This window comes from Macrococcoides bohemicum, from assembly GCF_016865215.1.
In the GTDB taxonomy this organism is placed as follows: Bacteria; Bacillota; Bacilli; order Staphylococcales; family Staphylococcaceae; genus Macrococcoides; species Macrococcoides bohemicum.
Genome location: NZ_CP054482.1, coordinates 413,089 through 431,127, shown reverse-complemented (window position 1 = coordinate 431,127; position 18,039 = coordinate 413,089). Strand labels below are relative to the sequence as shown.

Annotated in this window: 21 protein-coding genes and 1 pseudogene; 5 read left to right on the top strand and 17 right to left on the bottom strand. The window is 36.1% G+C overall.

What is annotated here, in order from left to right; genetic code table 11:
- Nucleotides 1–525: a transcription repressor NadR gene (locus HT586_RS02340; protein WP_203546159.1), complete on the top strand. Its 525-nt coding sequence runs from the start codon at nucleotides 1–3 to the stop codon at nucleotides 523–525.
- A gap of 83 nt (nucleotides 526–608) precedes the next feature.
- Here HT586_RS02340 and HT586_RS02335 read toward each other — a convergent pair whose 3' ends face one another.
- The 15 genes from HT586_RS02335 to HT586_RS02265 all read right to left on the bottom strand — a co-directional run bounded on the left by HT586_RS02335 (nucleotide 609) and on the right by HT586_RS02265 (nucleotide 14,923).
- Nucleotides 609–2,048 carry a sucrose-specific PTS transporter subunit IIBC gene (locus HT586_RS02335; protein WP_133354311.1) on the bottom strand — a complete coding sequence of 480 codons (1,440 nt, stop codon included), beginning with the start codon at nucleotides 2,046–2,048 and terminating at the stop codon, nucleotides 609–611.
- Between the two features lie 165 nt (nucleotides 2,049–2,213).
- Complete coding sequence (locus HT586_RS02330; protein WP_096077366.1) at nucleotides 2,214–3,518, bottom strand: dihydrolipoamide acetyltransferase family protein; 1,305 nt, start codon at nucleotides 3,516–3,518, stop codon at nucleotides 2,214–2,216.
- A 16-nt stretch (nucleotides 3,519–3,534) separates the two neighbouring features.
- On the bottom strand, nucleotides 3,535–4,557 hold the full coding sequence (locus tag HT586_RS02325) for an alpha-ketoacid dehydrogenase subunit beta (protein WP_096077367.1): 1,023 nt from the start codon (nucleotides 4,555–4,557) through the stop codon (nucleotides 3,535–3,537).
- A 12-nt stretch (nucleotides 4,558–4,569) separates the two neighbouring features.
- Entirely contained in the window at nucleotides 4,570–5,520 is a 951-nt protein-coding gene (locus HT586_RS02320; protein WP_111745126.1) for a thiamine pyrophosphate-dependent dehydrogenase E1 component subunit alpha, read from the bottom strand.
- A 16-nt stretch (nucleotides 5,521–5,536) separates the two neighbouring features.
- Nucleotides 5,537–6,892 (bottom strand): dihydrolipoyl dehydrogenase, encoded by a 1,356-nt coding sequence (lpdA, locus tag HT586_RS02315; RefSeq protein WP_203546158.1) that lies wholly within the window; start codon nucleotides 6,890–6,892, stop codon nucleotides 5,537–5,539.
- Nucleotides 6,893–7,318: 426 nt separating this feature from the next.
- Nucleotides 7,319–7,459 (bottom strand): helix-hairpin-helix domain-containing protein, encoded by a 141-nt coding sequence (locus HT586_RS02310; protein WP_238999295.1) that lies wholly within the window; start codon nucleotides 7,457–7,459, stop codon nucleotides 7,319–7,321.
- Between the two features lies 1 nt (nucleotide 7,460).
- Nucleotides 7,461–7,862, bottom strand: coding sequence for an arsenate reductase (thioredoxin) (gene arsC, locus HT586_RS02305; RefSeq protein ID WP_096077371.1), 402 nt, complete (start codon nucleotides 7,860–7,862; stop codon nucleotides 7,461–7,463).
- Nucleotides 7,863–7,869: 7 nt separating this feature from the next.
- On the bottom strand, nucleotides 7,870–9,162 hold the full coding sequence (locus HT586_RS02300; RefSeq protein WP_269152470.1) for an arsenic transporter: 1,293 nt from the start codon (nucleotides 9,160–9,162) through the stop codon (nucleotides 7,870–7,872).
- A complete protein-coding gene (gene arsA, locus HT586_RS02295) occupies nucleotides 9,162–10,880 on the bottom strand; it encodes an arsenical pump-driving ATPase (RefSeq protein WP_203546155.1) in 1,719 nt (572 codons plus the stop codon). Before arsA ends, HT586_RS02300 begins: the two co-directional genes overlap by 1 nt.
- A gap of 12 nt (nucleotides 10,881–10,892) precedes the next feature.
- Nucleotides 10,893–11,240, bottom strand: a complete 348-nt coding sequence (gene arsD / locus HT586_RS02290; protein WP_111717341.1) for an arsenite efflux transporter metallochaperone ArsD — start codon at nucleotides 11,238–11,240, stop codon at nucleotides 10,893–10,895.
- Nucleotides 11,241–11,242: 2 nt separating this feature from the next.
- Nucleotides 11,243–11,551 (bottom strand): ArsR/SmtB family transcription factor, encoded by a 309-nt coding sequence (locus HT586_RS12495; RefSeq protein ID WP_096077374.1) that lies wholly within the window; start codon nucleotides 11,549–11,551, stop codon nucleotides 11,243–11,245.
- A gap of 113 nt (nucleotides 11,552–11,664) precedes the next feature.
- Entirely contained in the window at nucleotides 11,665–12,261 is a 597-nt protein-coding gene (locus HT586_RS02280) for a response regulator transcription factor (RefSeq protein WP_203546154.1), read from the bottom strand.
- Complete coding sequence (locus HT586_RS02275; RefSeq protein WP_203546153.1) at nucleotides 12,258–13,328, bottom strand: sensor histidine kinase; 1,071 nt, start codon at nucleotides 13,326–13,328, stop codon at nucleotides 12,258–12,260. Before HT586_RS02275 ends, HT586_RS02280 begins: the two co-directional genes overlap by 4 nt.
- Nucleotides 13,312–14,061: an ABC transporter permease gene (locus HT586_RS02270; RefSeq protein ID WP_203546152.1), complete on the bottom strand. Its 750-nt coding sequence runs from the start codon at nucleotides 14,059–14,061 to the stop codon at nucleotides 13,312–13,314. The genes HT586_RS02275 and HT586_RS02270 overlap by 17 nt, the downstream gene beginning before the upstream one ends.
- Nucleotides 14,048–14,923, bottom strand: coding sequence for an ABC transporter ATP-binding protein (locus tag HT586_RS02265; RefSeq protein WP_165958656.1), 876 nt, complete (start codon nucleotides 14,921–14,923; stop codon nucleotides 14,048–14,050). The genes HT586_RS02270 and HT586_RS02265 overlap by 14 nt, the downstream gene beginning before the upstream one ends.
- A gap of 133 nt (nucleotides 14,924–15,056) precedes the next feature.
- Here HT586_RS02265 and HT586_RS02260 point away from each other — a divergent pair, with 133 nt between their 5' ends.
- On the top strand, nucleotides 15,057–15,362 hold the full coding sequence (locus HT586_RS02260) for a hypothetical protein (protein WP_133354321.1): 306 nt from the start codon (nucleotides 15,057–15,059) through the stop codon (nucleotides 15,360–15,362).
- On the opposite strand, the gene HT586_RS02255 is transcribed toward HT586_RS02260, so the two are convergent.
- Both HT586_RS02255 and HT586_RS02250 read right to left on the bottom strand, forming a co-directional pair.
- Nucleotides 15,359–15,589 carry a VOC family protein gene (locus HT586_RS02255; RefSeq protein ID WP_203546151.1) on the bottom strand — a complete coding sequence of 77 codons (231 nt, stop codon included), beginning with the start codon at nucleotides 15,587–15,589 and terminating at the stop codon, nucleotides 15,359–15,361. The two genes, HT586_RS02260 and HT586_RS02255, sit on opposite strands and share 4 nt — an antisense overlap.
- Before the next feature lie 47 nt (nucleotides 15,590–15,636).
- Nucleotides 15,637–16,239, bottom strand: coding sequence for a Type 1 glutamine amidotransferase-like domain-containing protein (locus HT586_RS02250; RefSeq protein WP_203546150.1), 603 nt, complete (start codon nucleotides 16,237–16,239; stop codon nucleotides 15,637–15,639).
- 161 nt (nucleotides 16,240–16,400) lie between these two features.
- On the opposite strand from HT586_RS02250, the pseudogene HT586_RS02245 reads away from it, so the two are divergent.
- The 3 genes and pseudogenes from HT586_RS02245 to HT586_RS02240 form a co-directional block, all read left to right on the top strand.
- Nucleotides 16,401–16,580 (top strand): annotated as a pseudogene (locus HT586_RS02245) (DUF1761 family protein); the annotation flags it as partial.
- Nucleotides 16,547–16,714, top strand: coding sequence for a zinc ribbon domain-containing protein (locus HT586_RS12580; protein WP_280636756.1), 168 nt, complete (start codon nucleotides 16,547–16,549; stop codon nucleotides 16,712–16,714). The pseudogene HT586_RS02245 and the gene HT586_RS12580, both read left to right, overlap by 34 nt.
- Nucleotides 16,715–16,800: 86 nt before the next feature.
- The gene (locus tag HT586_RS02240; RefSeq protein WP_203546149.1) at nucleotides 16,801–18,039 is read left to right on the top strand and encodes an acetylornithine deacetylase; all 1,239 of its coding nucleotides are present in this window, start codon (nucleotides 16,801–16,803) and stop codon (nucleotides 18,037–18,039) included.

Below are 18,039 nucleotides of genomic sequence, written 5' to 3'. Positions count from 1 at the left end.
ATGCAAACAGAGGAAAGAAGGCAACACATCGCACAACTGATTAAAGAAAGTACGGCTGCAATACCTGGCGCTGCATTAGCGAAACGATTTAATGTGTCAAGGCAAATCATCGTTTCAGATATTGCAAAATTACGTGAAGAAGAAATTGGCATCAAAGCGACAAAAAAAGGGTATATCTTTGAAGCCACGCCTCAGACAGGTGAGAAATATAAACGTACAATTACCGCAAAACATGACAATAGCAGAATGCTTGAAGAACTAACGATTATCGTTGAAAATGGCGCAATGATCGACAATGTATCTATCAATCATCCAATATACGGTAAAATTACAGCGAATTTGATGCTCAATTCTGTTGAAGATTGTTATGAATTCTCAAATGATATGACTGAAGATAACGGGAGAATGCTAGCTGAACTCACATACGGTGTACATGAACATGTAATATCTGCTAAAACCGAAAAGATACTTGATAATGCAGAACGTGATTTAAAAGCACATGGATTTATTTATGACTATGAGTAAACAGCAAAAATAAGGCCAGGACACAATTGTCCTGGCCTTATTAATATTTTATATTCAATTAATTATATAAATTAATTATCGATTTATGCTTCTTCAACTTCTTTATTTTTTGGGCGTTTTGATAAGATAAATGTTGCTACAAATGCAGTAACAATTGCAATCGCCATTGCGATAACATAATTCATATAGCTTCCTGGAGCAATTGAGATAACACCAGGTAAACCAGCAGCACCTAAAGCTGTCGCTTTAACTTGCATTAAACCGATGTATGCTGAACCAACAGCTGAACCAATAATCGCTCCAATGAATGGATAGCGTAATTTTAAGTTAACCCCGAACATCGCAGGTTCTGTAATTCCTAATAATGCTGAAATACCTGCAGCTGATGCGATACCTTTTAACTTTTCATTTCTCGTGATGAATAATACCGCTAACGTTGCTGCACCTTGAGATACGTTACTCATAGCAGCAATCGGGAAGATAAATGACCCACCTGTTTTTGCAGCATCTGCAATCAACTGTGTTTCAACTGCGATAAATGAGTGGTGCATACCTGTAATAACGATTGGTGCATAGAAGAATCCGAAGATCATCGCACCAACAAATCCACCTGTTTCATATAACCAAGTTAAACCGTCTGTTAAATATGTTCCAGCTGTACGTGTTAACGGCCCAACAAATAGGAATGTTAAGAATCCAGTAACGAATAATGAAATTAATGGTGTTGTTAAGTTATCTAACCAAGATGGTGTTACTTTACGTAAATTCTTCTCAATTGTAGCCAATATCCAGCTCGCAACTAAAATAGGTAACACTTGACCTTGGTACCCTACACTTTGAACTTTCAATCCAAGTAAATCCCAAGACGGAATATCTTTACCCGCTACAACATATTTTGGGAAGTCATATCCATTTAACAATGCCGGATGCACTAAGATCATTCCAAGCGCTGCACCTAGATACGGGTTACCACCGAAACGTTTCGCGGCACTAAAACCAATTAAGATTGGTAAGAAGACGAATGGTGCATTGGCAAGTAAATTAATAAAGTCTGCTAAACCAGCTAAACCTGGGTTAGCTTCAATAACCGTTGTTTTACCATCATAGAATAATCCTGGTGCTGTAAATAAGTTGTTAATCCCCATCAATAAACCACCAGCTACGATTGCTGGAATAATTGGTACGAAGATATCTGAAAGCATCTTAACAAATTGTTGTAAAGGGTTCATCTTCTTCGTAGATTTAGACGCTACTTCTGATTTCGTTGCAGCATCCATACCTGTCATCTTGCTCATTTCATTAAATACAGTATTTACTGTACCAGCTCCGATAATAATTTGATACTGACCACCTGTTGAGAAAGTGCCTTTTACCGCATCCATATTATCTAATGCTTTCTGATCTACGATACTCTCATCTTTTAAAGCTAAACGTAAACGGGTTGAACAATGTGCCATTGCATCGATATTTTCTTTACCACCGATAGCCGCTAAAATATCTTTTGAAACTTGATTGTAATCCATTCCATTTCCTCCTTTGGAACCGGTTCCATTTTAGTGTAAAAAAATATGTCCGTGAACTATGTGCTTAATTTAAACTAATCTTACTCCCAAAATCTTTTTCTGTCAACGCTTACATTTAAATAAATTAAAAAAAGCTTGAGACATGAATCTCAAGCTCTTAAACATTTATAATACTAATAAAAATGGATTTTCAATGTATTTAATTAAAGTCGCTAAGAAGTTCGCGCCATCTGCACCATCAATGATTTGATGGTCGATTGTTAAGCTGAGTGGTAAAGTTTTCGTTTCTTTCACTTCACCATCAACTAATTTTAATTCATTTTGCACTGATCCTACACCTAAAATACCTACTTCAGGTGCATTTAGCACTGGTGTGAAGTATTCAATACCAGATGTTCCGATATTTGTAATCGTAAATGTACCACCGCTCATCTTTTCATCCTCTAAACTACCGTTTCTTGCTGCGTCAGATAGTTCGAAGATCTGCGTTGCAATGTCACCGATAGATTTACTACCTGCATCATGAATTACCGGTACCATTAATCCATCGTCAAGTGAAGTTGCAATACCAATATTCACTTCATCATGCTTTGTTAAATCCCCCTCTTTATAAGTGCTGTTCATTTTCGGATCGTCTTTCAATGTTAATGCAACAGCTTTAGTAATTAATGCAGTAACAGTTACTTTAATATCTAGACCGCTATTACTAACTTCAGTTTTAAGCTTTTTATTAAATTTAAATAGTTTATCTGCGTTTGCTTTTTGATGTAATGTTAATTGTGCTGTCGTTTGTAAGCTGTTCATCATGTTCGCAGCTATCGCACTACGCATTGGGCTTAAGTTTTTCGGTGTAACAGATTTCTGGGCAACAGCTTGAACTTCCGCTTGAGCTGTTTGCTCAGTTTTCTCTTTAGCTGGTGCTTTTTCAACATCGTGCTTTGTGATACGTCCGTTACCACCTGTACCTTTAATTTGTGAATAATCTATACCTTTTTCTTGTGCTATTTTCTTAGCAAGTGGTGTGATAAAGACTCTCTTACCAGATTGTTGAGATTGTTCAGTTGGATGCTCTTCTTCTTCAATAGCATTTTCATTAATTTCCTTATCGTGAGTGCGCTCAAAGCTATCTGATTTCTCTGCAGCATCTTTAATTGCTTCACGTTCATCAGTTGGTTCACCTGATTCGCTAAGCGCTTCATCGTCTCCTGCCGGCTTATCACCAACCGAGTCACCTTCATCACCAACAAGCCCTATCTGCTCTCCAACTTTCGCAACGCCTCCTGACTCTACAGTGATTTCCAGTAACTGTCCATCAGCCGGAGATTCAACATCCATCGTTAATTTCTCAGAAGCAATCATACATACTGCTTCGCCTTTCTTAACAGCATCTCCTACTGATTTGTACCATTCATCTATTGTACCTTCTGTCATGGTCATCCCTAACTTCGGCATATCAACTCTTTTACTCATTTAACTTCACCTCGCATTATTTTAAATCATCAATAATTTCTGCTGCTTCTTTAAGTACTCTATCTTTATTTGGAATGTAAAGTTTCTCAAGGTTCTCAGCAAAAGGTACAGGTGTATGTGGTGCAGTAATCACTTTTACCGGCCCATCTAAATAATCAAATGCTTTGTCACTAACAACAGCTGCAATAGAATGCCCTGTAGAACTTTGAGGGTTTGCTTCGTCTATTACAATTAGTCGATTTGTTTTCTCTACAGAATTCAATATTGTTTCCTGATCCCACGGTGCTACTGTTACTAAATCAATAACCTCAACTGAAACGTCTTGGCCTTCTAATTCATCCGCTACTTCAAGTGCTACATGTACCATTTTACCAATCGCAACGATTGAAAGGTCTGTACCTTCTCTTACAATTTTTGCTTTGCCTATTTCAACAGTATAATACTCTTCTGGTACTTCACCTTTCATACCATATAATGTTTTATCTTCAGAAAATACAACTAAGTTATCATCTTCAACTGCGGCAAGTAATAATCCTTTTGCATCATATGGGTTTGATGGTACAACTACTTTTATACCTGGAATTGCTCCGAACATACCATATAATGATTGACTGTGCTGAGCGGCCGCTGAAGCACCTGCGCCATGCACGGTACGCATCGTCATAGGAATTTTTGCTTTACCACCAAACATGTAACGCATTTTTGAACCTTGGTTAAGTAATGCGTCTAGTGCATATCCAATGAAATCGTTGAACATTAATTCAACAATCGGTCTAAGTCCGGTTGCAGCGGCACCTACACCAGCACCAACATAGTTTTGTTCGGCGATTGGTGTATCGATAACACGTTCACGACCATATTTACCTACAATACCTTTCGTTAAGCCGAACACGCCGCCCCATGCTTCATCTCCATCTAAATGCTCAATTGTATTACCACCAGCAACGTCTTCTCCCATTAAAATAACTGTTTCATCTTTCTCCATTGCCTGGTCGATTCCTTCAGTAACTGCTTGCATAAATGTGAGTTCTCTTGTCATGATTATTCCTCCTTAATCTGCATAGACATCTTCAAGTAATGAAGATTCATCTGGTAGTGGACTATTCTCTGCGAATTTAACCGCTTCTTCAACTAATGCTTTAGCATCATCTTCAATTTTTTTCGCTTCTTCTTCTGTCATCCAGCCTTCTTTTAATGCACGCTCTTTAAAGATGACAATAGGATCTAAATCACGTAGTTCATCTTTATCTGATTTATAACTTTGCGCATCTCCTTCAAAGTGACCATAGTTACGATAAGTCTTACATTCAATTAATGTCGGCCCTTCTCCAGCTTTTGCGCGTTTCACTGCTTCAATCATCACTTCGTTGACTGCAACAACATCTTTACCATCAACATGGTGACCTGGCATATTATATGCTGAGGCACGTTCTGCAACAGTATCTGACGCTGAAGCATAGCTATGTGGCGTCGCCTCACCATATCCATTATTTTCACAAATGAAGATTACAGGTAAATTTAGAATTGATGCGAAATTCAATCCTTCATGGAAAGTACCTTCATTTGATGCACCATCTCCAAAGAAACATACTGCCACTGCATCTTGTTTCAATGTTTTTATAGATAAACCCGCACCATTTGCAAGTGGGAATCCGGCACCAACGATACCGTTAGCACCGAGAATACCTTTCTCTACTTCAGCAATATGCATCGATCCACCTTTACCTTTATTCAGACCATCTTTACGACCATATATTTCAGCCATCATTCCTAAAATATCGCACTCTTTAGCAATCGCATGACCATGTCCACGGTGAGTACTCGTAATATAATCTGCATCATTTAATTCTGCACATGCACCGACCGCAATTGCTTCCTCACCTGCATATAAGTGTACGAAACCAGGAATTGTTCCCGTTAAAAATATTCTGTGCACTTCATCTTCAAATTCACGAATTTCATTCATTTTCTTATAAATCCATAACACTTTTTCTTTTTCCATTTTGCGTTCCTCCCTTTTATGGCTGATGAATACTTAGACCAAAGTAATCTTCAGCACTTTCTCCAATTGATTCTGAAACTGTAGGATGTGCAAAGATTTGATGAGATAATTCATCCATCGTACCTTCAGCATTTTTTACAGCTAATATTGTACTGATTAATTCAGTCGCATGCGCACCGCAAATTACAGCACCAAGAATTTCACCATAGCGTTTATCGCTAATTATCTTTACAAATCCAGTTGAATCACCATAAGCTATCGCTTTACCATTACCAGCAAGATTATATGTTGTAACTTTCACATCGTATGTTTTTCGTGCCTCATCTTCGCTTAGTCCAAATGATGCAATTTCAGGTGTTGTATAAACGCATCGTGGTACTGCTGTTTGATCTAACCTTCCAGTATGCTTATTAGCTATATGACCTGCAGCGACGAATCCTTCATGCGTTGCAGCATGTGCTAATTGATAGCCTGGAATAATATCTCCGATTGCATATATATAATCGATGGAAGTTTGCATAAATTCATTAACTTCTATAAATTTTTTGTTATCTGTAACTTTGAGTTTTAATTGCTCTGCAAGTTCAAGGTTATTTTTACGACCCGTGGCAACAAGTAACTTATCGAATGATATCGATTCATTACCAACCTTGATTTCCGCCTTTTTTATGCCGTTAATCTTTGCTTTCGTAATGATATTAATACCTGCTTGTTCCAATCCTTTTTTTACGAGACTTCTTGCATCCATGTCTTCAGTCATTAAAATATCTTCCGCCACTTCTACAAGCGTCACTTTCGTTCCAAGGGGTGCAAATGCTTGTGCCATTTCTACACCAATAACGCCTCCACCAATAATAACTAAAGACTTCGGTAACGCTTCCCAGCTAAAGATTGTATCTGTTGTGTCATAGTTAATATTATCAATGCCATCAATAGGCGGTATAAAAGGTTTCGAACCTGTTGCTAAAATAATATTTTGCGCTGAGATATTTCCATGGCTGTATGATATATCATGCCCTTTAATCTCTGTAACGAAATCCTCAATCACTTCTACTCCATTTTTCTTCAGTAAATAACCGACACCATTCACAAGTTGTGACACAACCTCATCTTTGTATGCCTTAACTTTTGAGTAATCAAGCTGTACATCTTCCGCTGAAATACCAAACTTTTCTGCTTGTTTTACGATTGACATCACTTCCGAAATTCTAAGCATTGCTTTTGAAGGTATGCAACCAACATTCAGGCATGTCCCACCAATACTTTTACCTTCGAATAACACTACTTTCTTTTTATATTGCGCTAAGCGAATGGCTGTTGCATAACCACCTGGCCCTCCACCAATCACCGCAATATCGTAATTATATTTCACCACCATCACCTCTTTTATTATTTACACATTAATTTTAACGCTATATGTAATCGTTTTCAAACGATTTGTCAGAATATTTCGTAACTATTTTGTGACGAAATTTTCACATGATTTATTTCGTTCTTTCTATTTTAGATTATCTTTCACAAAGTATATTCAAAATGAAAATAGTAAATATTTTCATACTTATGTTTAATACTTATTAATTTAGTCATTTCATACAAAGATAAGTCCATCTCAAATCTTTTGGTAATCAATCCTTGTGAATAAAACTTCAAATTTACCCTATTGTGAATTCTCCAGAATTGTGTGATTTTCCTTACACATAATAAAAATGCATTGTCCAATAATTGAACAATGCACCATCAAATATTTATTTATTAAATTCACCCTTAAACTTCAATCCCTGTACTTCCATTACTTCTTTTAAATGCGTATACCTTTCGGACCAAATCCGTGTAAGGCTAGTAATTCCGCTTCAGTAAATTTCGTAACATCTTCTAAAGTCTTTACATTGATGCTGGCAAGTGCGCGCAATGCTGGTTTGCTGATCTTTGGAAAATCCATTTTATTCACCTGTTTTAGCAAAGTGTTTGATACGTGTTCCAATTTCATCACGTACTCGCTGAAATACTGACCAGTCTTGTCCAGCAGGATCTTCAAATCCCCAATGCTCAGTACGTACATGTGGTGGTGTAACCGGACATACATCTTTTGCATGATCACATAGTGTTACAACTAAGTCTGCATTATTTAAGATGTCTTTATCAATAACATCTGATGTATGGTTTGAAATATCAATACCCACTTCTTTCATCGCTTCAATAGCTTTCGGGTTTACTCCGTGTGATTCAATTCCTGCAGAATATACATTCCACTCTGGTAAATATTCTTTTCCAAACCCTTCTGCCATTTGTGAACGGCAAGAATTTCCTGTACATAAAAAATAGATTGTTTTAGTCATAATCATTCTCCTTTTATCCAAATAATCTCATTGATATATAAAGTCCTACAAGCGTCGCAAACAATACGGGAATTGTAATGACGATGCCTGTTTTAAAATACGTTCCCCAAGAAATCTTTACACCTTTACCACTCAACACGTGTAACCAGAGTAACGTTGCAAGGCTTCCGATTGGCGTAATCTTAGGTCCTAAATCACATCCGATAACGTTAGCGTATACTAAAGCATCTTGAAGCATCCCTGATGCCTGACTTTGTTTAATTGCGATTGAATCAATCAATACGGTTGGCATATTGTTCATAATAGATGAGAGTATTGCTGATAAGAAGCCCATACCCATAATTGAACCCAATAAATTCGTTTGTGTAATATTATCGATTACACCTGCGAGTAAACTTGTCAGTCCTACATTCTTTAGCCCATATACGACAACATACATGCCGATTGAGAAGAAGACGATTGCCCACGGTGCACCTTTAATTACTTTGCCTGTGTTTACAGCTGGACTTTGTCTTGCGAACATAATAAAGATAAAAGCAATGAGTGATGCAATAATACTTACCGGGAAGTTAATAAAGTCACTCACTAAATATCCTATTAATAGAATCGCTAATACAATCCACGACATCTTAAATAATTTCATATCTTTAATCGCTGACTTCGGTTGACGTAACGTATCCTTATCATAAGTTGCTGGTATATTACGCTTAAAGTATAACCAGAGCACTGTGATACTTGCAATTAAACTGAATATGTTCGGTAGAAACATATGTTTCGCATATTCCATAAATGATAAATCAAAATAATCAGCTGATACGATGTTGACAAGGTTACTTACAACTAACGGTAAACTTGTTGTATCAGCGATAAATCCTGACGCAATAATAAAAGGAAAGACCATCTTTTCGTTGAAGTTTAAGTTACGCACCATCGCCAGCACGATCGGTGTAAGAATTAAAGCTGCACCATCATTTGCGAAAAATGCTGCAACGATCGCACCTAATATGCATACGTAAACAAACATTTTAAAGGTATTCCCTTTTGCTAGATGCGTCATATGCAATGCTGCCCATTCAAAGAAACCTATTTCATCTAGTATGAGCGAGATTAATATCACTGCGATAAATGTAAATGTTGCATTCCAAACGATGTTCATTACATCAATGACATCGTTGAAATCCACAACGCCAAAAATAAGAGCGAGTATGGCGCCACCTACAGCAGAATATCCAATTGAAAGATTCTTCGGCTGCCAGATGACTAATGTTAAAGTTATTAAGAATATTGCAATCGCAATGGCTGTTATCATATTTCTGCTACCTCTTCTATATTGACATCATAAGGTTGTATCGCTACAAACGGCTGATGTGCTATTAGTTTATTAATTTGTTTACGTTCTTCCTGAATCTTACTATTAAACATATCATTCGTATCTGCTTGTGTAGCGATTGTATTATTTACGACCCACATACGCTGATTGATACCGGCGCGTTCTAAATCTACTTTCAAACGCTCTGCTTCTTTAATAGGCGTAGGTTCAGCGAGTGTGACAATGACCATTTCAGTTAAATCATTATTCGTTATACTCGGCAATAAATCTGATACAGAACTTGGTAGAACATTCGTGTTTCGTTCTACCTCTTTATGATAACTTTGTGAAGCATCTAGCAGTAACAACGTGTGTCCAGTTGGTGCGGTGTCAATTACAACAATATCATGTGATTTGTCTGCGATAAAATCACTAAAAGCTCTGAAAAATGCTATTTCTTGAGTACAAGGACTACGTAAGTCTTCTTTAATATAATCAATTTGATTTTGAGATAGATGTTCTGCAGCAGCTAATACTTCTGCTTCATACTCACGTAATGCTTCTACTTCATCAATATATTTCACAGTAACATGGTCGTTTGATTCAGTATCATACCAAATATTTGCCGGGTCAGTAGTTGCCAATAAGACAGACTTATCCTGCCTAGCTAAGCGTTTCGCGATTATTTTGGCAATTGTTGTCTTACCTACACCACCTTTACCCATCGTAAAGATGAAACGTTTATTATCTTTAATCATTTTGTTAACGAGTTCATCTATTGAATACCCTTTATCTAAAACAACACTTTCATGATTGTTGATTGAAGTGTCATCAGTGAACATTTGTTTCATCGCTTCAATTCCAAAAATATTAAACTGTTTCATGGGTACGTAATAGGTCGGCACTTGATTTAGAAAATCTTCAAATTGTTTTAGAACTGATTGTTCTTTATTCGCTTTTTGACGCGCGAGATTACTCGTTGGATTTTCGATGATGCCATTAATAATAACCATGTCATTGGTAATATTTAAATCGCGTAATTCATCCATTGCACGTATTAATTCCTGAATGCTGTGCTGATCACCACGAGCAACAAACATCATCGTTGTTAAACTGGCATCTTTCAATTTATTAACTGCTTCTAAGTATATTTGTTTGTTGTCCGATAAACCCGAAAGTTGTCCAAGACACGATGCTTCATGCGTTGATGATTCAATAAATGAATACCATGCATCAGGCAGTTCGAGCATCCTTAACGTATGACCTGTCGGAGCTGTATCAAAGATAATATGATCAAATTGTTCTGCATAATCTTTATTTGCCAGAAAGCCAGTAAACTCATTGAAAGCTGCAACTTCTACAGTACATGAACCACTTAGTTGTTCTTCCATGTTTTTTATCGCAAACTCTGGAAGGACTCCGATATATGGTTTGATGACAGATTGCTTGTATTTTTCAGCCGCTTCAATAGGTTCGAAGTTCGCTACATATAAATTTTGTAATGATGGCACTTGAGTTAATTCGCTCGTTAAGTCCATTTCGAATATATCCTGCAAATTACTCGCAGGGTCTGTGCTAACGAGTGCCACTCGCTTGCCTTGTTCACTTAAATAGACAGCAAGCGCACTCGAAATTGATGTCTTACCGACACCACCCTTACCCGTAAAGAATAAATATTTTGTTAAAGATATAGCATTTGGATTAAATTTTTGCATGATACTTCACTCCTAACAGCAGTTATCTCCAGGGGCACAACAGTTATTTTGTAAATCATGAACTACGATAATATCTAATACTTCATCTGTTGTCATATAGCTACCTGTTTTGACAACTTCGTCATTAATCATCGTGATTGGCATGATCGCTTCACCTTTATCTTTGATTAATGTCATGATTGCTTCATGTCGCACAAAAGCATTCGGTGCACTCGTTAAGTTGTAACGTAATACTTTAATTCCATTTTGTTTCATCTTTTCAATATCACCATTCACTCGAATCAGTTCCTGATCAGGAGATGGGCCACATACACCTGAAGAACAACACATCGCTGGTTCAAATAATTTAATTTCTACCATAATTAACACTCCTCATTTGTTTTGCACACACAATTTTGATGTGGTACAAAGATTTGATTTTGTAAATTGACGATTTGTTCGATGACCTCTAAGTTGTTGGCGTACATCACGTTCGTACCCTCTTTCCAACTCGTTACGATACCGCTTTGTTTCAATTGTTTCATATGATGCGATAACGTCGGTTGCGAGAATTCAAAATGCTCTAAAATATCACATGCACATAACGGACCACAGCTCAGTAAATCCACAATTTCCAGACGATTCTTATCCGATAATACTTTCAACAGCTTAGCCAAGTATTCATAATCCATCGTTTCACCTCTTTATATAGATGGTTGTCTATATTCAAGTTTAGTATATATCGAATATAGATGATTGTCTATATTTAAATTAAAAATAAAGAAGACTGCATTTTTTACAGTCTTCAGTCTATAAATCCCAATTCTTTTGCCATCTTCCATGCAAGTACTCTGTTATCTGCTCCGAGTTTTTCTAAAATAATGCTCGTATAATTACGGACGGTGCCATCACTCAAAAATAACTTTTGACTGATTTCTTTACTCGTCAATCCTTCTCCTATTAACTTTAATATCTCCTGTTCCTTATCAGTTAATGGATTTTTAGTGAGCATTAATGGGAGTAGTTCCGGGCTATACTCTTTTTTTCCCTGCATGACAGAATGAATCGTCTCTGTAAGTTCATCTACTGAGCGTTCTTTTAATACATATGCGTCTACATCTAAATTTACAGCACGTTCAAAATAACCAGGGCGTTTAAATGTTGTGACTATAATTACTTTTACATCTAACTTTTGTTCTCTAATATAAGCTAGCACATCTAATCCACTCTGCTCAGGCATTTCAATATCAAGCAATGCAATATCAAATGAGTCATCAATAACATTGATTGCTTCTGCACCATTAGAAACACTTACAATTTCATCAAACGTACCACTAATCATCAACAGTTTCTTCATTGCTTCCCGTAACATACTTTGGTCTTCTGCATGTAGTAATTTCATGACTTCACCTCTACTGTGACATATATGCCAAGTCCTGGATTTAAGCTTTTCGTTTTCACGACACCCTCCATTGCCTGCGCCCGCGCTTCGATACTTTTTAAACTCATACTATTTGATAATCCTTTACCATTATCACTCAATGATAAATTTAATATATTATCAACTTGATCAATAAGAAGTTGAACTTTCGTTGCCTCACTATGTTTAATGACATTATTAATCAATTCTTTAATCAGCATACTGACTTCATGTTGCTGTATTTCATCAACAGACTCGTAATGAACCTTTCTCTCAAATTCAATATTTGCATCTCTCAGTATTTTCTCAACTTGTACAACTTCGTCCTCAATTGTAGTCGATTTAATGTCTTCAATGATTGACCTTACTTTATATAAAGATTCCTGTGATAGCGAGTGAATTTCCTGCAATTCATCTTTTGCCATATCAGGATATTCCTCAATTAATTTCAATGCAAGTTCAGATTTGACTGCCAATGTACTAAACACCTGGCCGAGTGAGTCATGTAAATCCTGAGAAATACGATTACGTTCAATTTGTGTAGAAAGCAAAGCAAGCTTTTCATTCTTAATGTTTAGTTCATATATTTTACGAGAATGTTCAGCAAAATAGTCCATTGAAACTGCCATCATCAATACAAAGAAAAAATGTGGAATGAGTTCCATGCCATATGCATAGTTTTGCACACAAATTGCAATATAGTTGAGCACGAAACTACCTAGTGTTATTTTCCCATACAGAGAATTCACTCTTTTTCCAAGTACATATGGTATATATGAGATAGGGAATAAATAAAACAATAAGTTACCGAAATTACAAAAATGAACAAACACAGTAATCGAAATAAGTAAACATCCAATTACAATAGGTATATATTTACTTGTATTGCTATTCATCATAAATACTGCCGAAAAAATATACAATAAAATAAAGAACAATTTGAATAATTTCCAGCTGATTTCTTCTGTAGCAAGCATCTCAGTTATCGGAAATATCAGAAATATTAAAGACGTTCCGTACTGTAATATTTTATTATAAATCCAGTTCAATTAAATCACTTCCGATCTCCTTCCATATACTTATCATTATAAATATAACTGCATATATTAGTAAAATACCAGCTGATTCAAAAGGATAACGCTTTTCGAATTGTCCAGCTGCAATATTCTTAAAGTTATATGTTGGCGTGAGTTTAGCGATTGGTTGCAACCACTCGGGAAATGTCCTTACCGGAAACCACAGTCCACCCAGCATTGCTAATCCTAAATACAGAATATTACCGAAAGTACTTACTTTCTGTGTATCTTTAAATTGAGATAATAAGATACCAAGTGTTAGAAATATAATGCCACCAAACAAAAGTCCTGCGTAACTTACTAACCATTCTGTTAAACTCATATTCACACCTTTGATAAAATAACCAACTAAAAATACGATTAATATCGATAACATATACATCATCAATATTTTTACCACTTTGCATACATAATAATAAAATGGATTAAGCGGTGTGCGAAATAGTGCTCTACTCCAACCTTTCTCTTTGTCATTGATCATCTCTAATGGAAAAGTAAATATTGCAAAGCTTGTCAGACTAAATGTCGTCATTGATAACATATAATCACGCACAAAGAATTGCTGAATATCTTTGTCTGGTATCTTCATCATAGAAGAAAACACTAAGAAAAAGATCACCGGCAATAAAGTAGATAAAATAAATACACTTTTACGTTGACTTAAATCAATCATTTCATACTTTAACATCGCTTTAAACTGTTTCATGACGCTCCTCCTCCACAACTTTAAATACTCTATCTAATAATGACTCGTTTGTAATCTCAACATGTTCGAAACTAATATGATTGTTTATCACTATATTAATCACTTCATCAATTTGTGAAGTATGAATCATAATATATTCACCCTCAATTTTTGAGAATGCAATATCAGAAATTTGTTTCGTGACATTCTCATATTTCTTCGGTAATACGATTTGTTTCTGAGTAGATTCTTCTCTTAGAGCACGTGGCGTTGAATCACGTATAATTTCACCTTTGTGCAGTACAACAATACGATCAGATAAGCTTTCAACTTCTTCTATGTAATGCGATGTAAATAAAATCGTTTTGCCTTCTGCTTTTAACGTTTTGATTAAATCATAAAATCTTCTGCGTGTCGAAGTGTCCATTCCTACAGTCGGTTCATCTAAAATAATAAACTCCGGACGTCCGATTAAAGTTAGTGCAACATCTAAAATACGCTTTTGACCACCTGAAATTTTCTCTGCTTCCGTGTTTAATAATGCATCATCAAATAATGTAATGGCTTTTATCTCTTCTTTGGTCAAAGCATTCGGATAAAGATTCTGAAATAGTTCAATGATCTGATAAACCTTCATATTCGGTGTAAAATATGTCTGTTGATATAAAACACTTGTTTTTGTGTGATCCAATATCAATTGCTGGCCATCAATATCACCTGAAGTTAATTTCTTATTGCCTAACAAACAATCAATTAACGTCGATTTACCCGCACCATTCGGACCTACTAATGCGATTGCATCACCTTTATTAATCGTTAGATTGATATGCTTTAAAATATGTTTCTTACCGATATCTTTACTTAAGTTGTGAATCGTAATCATTGTTATCTCCCTCCTTATCTCCATTAAACAGGAAAGAGCTTTCTATGATAATTCACATACGTCATGAAATTGAGATGACATTTGTCATAAAGATGGAGAGGAGGATGTAGAGCGTTGTATTGTTGAGGATTTCATGGCCGATATTTTGGATTTATCGGCCATCATTTTGGTATTAGGCTCATTTTTCAGATTTCTTGGCCGATATTTTCGATTTATCGGCCATCATTTTGGATTTGGCCCGTTTTTCAGATTTCTTGGCCGATATTTTCGATTTATCGGCCATCATTTCGAGGTTTGGCCCGTTTTTCAGATTTCTTGGCCGATATTTTCGATTTATCGGCCATCATTTCGGGATTTGGCTCGATTTTCGCATTTCATGGCCGATAAAACTCCACAAAAAATACTTCCTCCAAACGGAGAAAGCATTCCAAATTATTAACAAGCGTTAATCATCCAAGTTACACCGAACGGATCATTAAAATAACCATATAATTTAGACCATTCTGTTTGACCAAGCGGCATCGCTTCTTTACAACCCGCTTCAATCGCTTTATGGTAGAAATCTATTGCTTGCTTAACATCTTCTTCATCGTTCCCATCAAATGTGAAACAAACTGATGTCCCTTCATTGTTCACTTCATGTTGTCCCCAAGAATCACTAATCATTAAACGTTCACCTAAAATATCAAATAGGGTATATAATTTAAGTAAAATTATTCAAAATTATTTTTTTCTATATATAATGAAATTCCATTGATGAATTTAACATCATCTCTATCAAAAAGTATTGCTTCATTATCACGAATGCAATATGTATTTATTTTAATTCCTTTAAGTACTCTTTCATAATATTCATCTTTATAATGACAGGTAATCGCATAGTCAATTAATCCTAACGGTACCGTATTTTTTGCTTCTTCAAAATATGATACATCTTTGCCTAATGATATTCCCCCGGCACTTTGTCCATAAATCACATTTTCTTTCTCAAAATTAAAAATTAAATCTGCGATACCTGCTGCTCTCATTTCCCCAACTAACTTAGATACAGATCCACCACTTATATAAATGGCATCATATTGGACCAATATTTCTTGTGTAATTTGATTGAAATCAACGCATAGATCGATGTTACGAATCCCTACACTTTCAAACATATCTTTAACATACTTATAGCTTTCTTGATAAGTCCTAATCGATTCATCACCTGCATTTGGGAAATACAGTACAGATCCTTTATTAATTAAATCGGCAAAATATTGATTAACAATAATATTACTTTCTTTTGTTCCTCCACCGGATATTAATACAACCACGGCCATTCCTCCTTTTCTAAAATATAAGTAATACTTCTCAATTTTTCCATTCAAACACAACCGCTATCATTCCTATCAGTGTAACTTCTCACTTTCTTTTATCTAATTTCTTAAATATCGTTTAAGCTTAAATTGAATAAACTTATGGAGATTACTTATGCTTGAGTATATTAGCAGCAATCATTGCCGGTGCTTTAGCCTTTATGGTCGGCGCACTTTGGTATACTGTTTTATTCGGTAAGTTATGGCAACGAGAAGTCGGAATTACAGACGAACAAATTAAAGCAGCCGGTAGTTTAAGTTCTGTATTTATTGTTACAAAGACGGTAAGTATATTGATTCTGATATTACTATCGAAGAAATGCTTGAAGGCGGTAAGCAAGGTATTTCAAATGGTAAAGGGAATCCAGTTGCTAAATTTATGAGTAAAGCCTTCTACCCGATGCAACTAAACAAATTAGAACGATGGAAATAAGGGTTGTCTTCGAACATCCCTTTTCATTTCCAAATTCATCCTATTCGTTGTTATACTTAAATCAACACGATGAAGGAGTGATTGATTTGGAAAACCGACTTTACGACATACTCGATTTATTGATCAGTTATAATACAGAAAGCCCTCCAGCACGAAATACAGACCCACTACAAAATGAAATTGAGCAGCTACTGAAAAACCTTAACTTTCAAATTGAAAGAATTCCACTATATAAAAATGATTCCGTAATCGTTGCGACATTAAAAGGTACGGATGCAAATGCTCCAAAATTAATATTAAATGGGCATGTGGATGTCGCTGAAGTCACCAAAGATGAATGGACATATCCTCCATTTCAGCTCACTCAAGTTGATGACTGGTTATACGGTCGTGGTGTCAGTGATATGAAAGGTGGCATGAGTGCATTGTTTTATGTATTGGAAAGACTATCACAAGAAAACATTCAGCCTAAAGGAGATATTATCGTTCATTCAGTCGTCGGTGAAGAAGTTGGAGAAGCCGGCACAAAAACTGCCTGCGAACATTCTTCTAAAGCTGATTTAGCACTGGTATTAGACACAAGTGACTGTGTAGCACAAGGTCAAGGTGGCGTTATTACTGGATGGATTACTGTTAAAAGCAATAATACCATCCACGACGGAGCAAGAATAAATACCATCCATGCAGGCGGTGGTTTATTTGGGGCCAGTGCAATCGAAAAAATGATGAAAGTTATCACCGCTTTAAGAGAACTTGAACAGCACTGGGCTGTAATGAAATCAAGTCCAGGAATGCCAGCAGGTGCAAATACGATTAACCCGGCTGTCATTGAAGGTGGCAGACATCCAGCCTTTATTGCAGATGAATGTAAACTCTGGATAACAGTTCATTATTTACCGGAAGAAAATTATCATGATATTACGAAAGAAATTGAAGATTACTTAAATAAAGTAGCCGATGCTGATATATGGTTAAGAGACAATCCCCTTTCTTTTGAGTGGGGTGGCTCTTCTATGATTGAAGATAAAGGAGAAATCTTCCCAAGTTTTACAGTACCTACAGACCATCCAGGGTACGAACTCCTAGCGAATTCTCATCAATCAGTATTCAATACACCTCTAAAACACGAAATGAGCTCAACTGTCACAGATGGTGGATGGTTAGCAGACTTCGGTATACCGACGATTCTTTATGGGCCGGGACAATTATCTGAAGCACATAGCGTGGATGAAAGAATTAGTGCAACAGAGTTAGAGCGATTCTCTCAAGTATTGTATGCATTTCTTAAAGAATGGTATCAGTCACCAAAAGTAAAGACCGTCTGA

Coding starts and splice junctions, on each gene's coding strand:
- HT586_RS02255 (WP_203546151.1), bottom strand. CDS start 15,589: ATGATTAGTGATTCTTGGGGACAACATGAAGTGAACAATGAAGGGACA.
- HT586_RS02280 (WP_203546154.1), bottom strand. CDS start 12,261: ATGAAATTACTACATGCAGAAGACCAAAGTATGTTACGGGAAGCAATG.
- HT586_RS12495 (WP_096077374.1), bottom strand. CDS start 11,551: ATGGATTATGAATACTTGGCTAAGCTGTTGAAAGTATTATCGGATAAG.
- HT586_RS02335 (WP_133354311.1), bottom strand. CDS start 2,048: ATGGATTACAATCAAGTTTCAAAAGATATTTTAGCGGCTATCGGTGGT.
- HT586_RS02265 (WP_165958656.1), bottom strand. CDS start 14,923: ATGATTACGATTCACAACTTAAGTAAAGATATCGGTAAGAAACATATT.
- HT586_RS02340 (WP_203546159.1), top strand. CDS start 1: ATGCAAACAGAGGAAAGAAGGCAACACATCGCACAACTGATTAAAGAA.
- arsC (WP_096077371.1), bottom strand. CDS start 7,862: ATGATTATGACTAAAACAATCTATTTTTTATGTACAGGAAATTCTTGC.
- HT586_RS02320 (WP_111745126.1), bottom strand. CDS start 5,520: ATGGAAAAAGAAAAAGTGTTATGGATTTATAAGAAAATGAATGAAATT.
- HT586_RS02310 (WP_238999295.1), bottom strand. CDS start 7,459: ATGGATTTTCCAAAGATCAGCAAACCAGCATTGCGCGCACTTGCCAGC.
- HT586_RS02270 (WP_203546152.1), bottom strand. CDS start 14,061: ATGAAACAGTTTAAAGCGATGTTAAAGTATGAAATGATTGATTTAAGT.
- HT586_RS02330 (WP_096077366.1), bottom strand. CDS start 3,518: ATGAGTAAAAGAGTTGATATGCCGAAGTTAGGGATGACCATGACAGAA.
- arsD (WP_111717341.1), bottom strand. CDS start 11,240: ATGGTAGAAATTAAATTATTTGAACCAGCGATGTGTTGTTCTTCAGGT.
- HT586_RS02260 (WP_133354321.1), top strand. CDS start 15,057: ATGGCCGATATTTTGGATTTATCGGCCATCATTTTGGTATTAGGCTCA.
- HT586_RS02325 (WP_096077367.1), bottom strand. CDS start 4,557: ATGACAAGAGAACTCACATTTATGCAAGCAGTTACTGAAGGAATCGAC.
- arsA (WP_203546155.1), bottom strand. CDS start 10,880: ATGCAAAAATTTAATCCAAATGCTATATCTTTAACAAAATATTTATTC.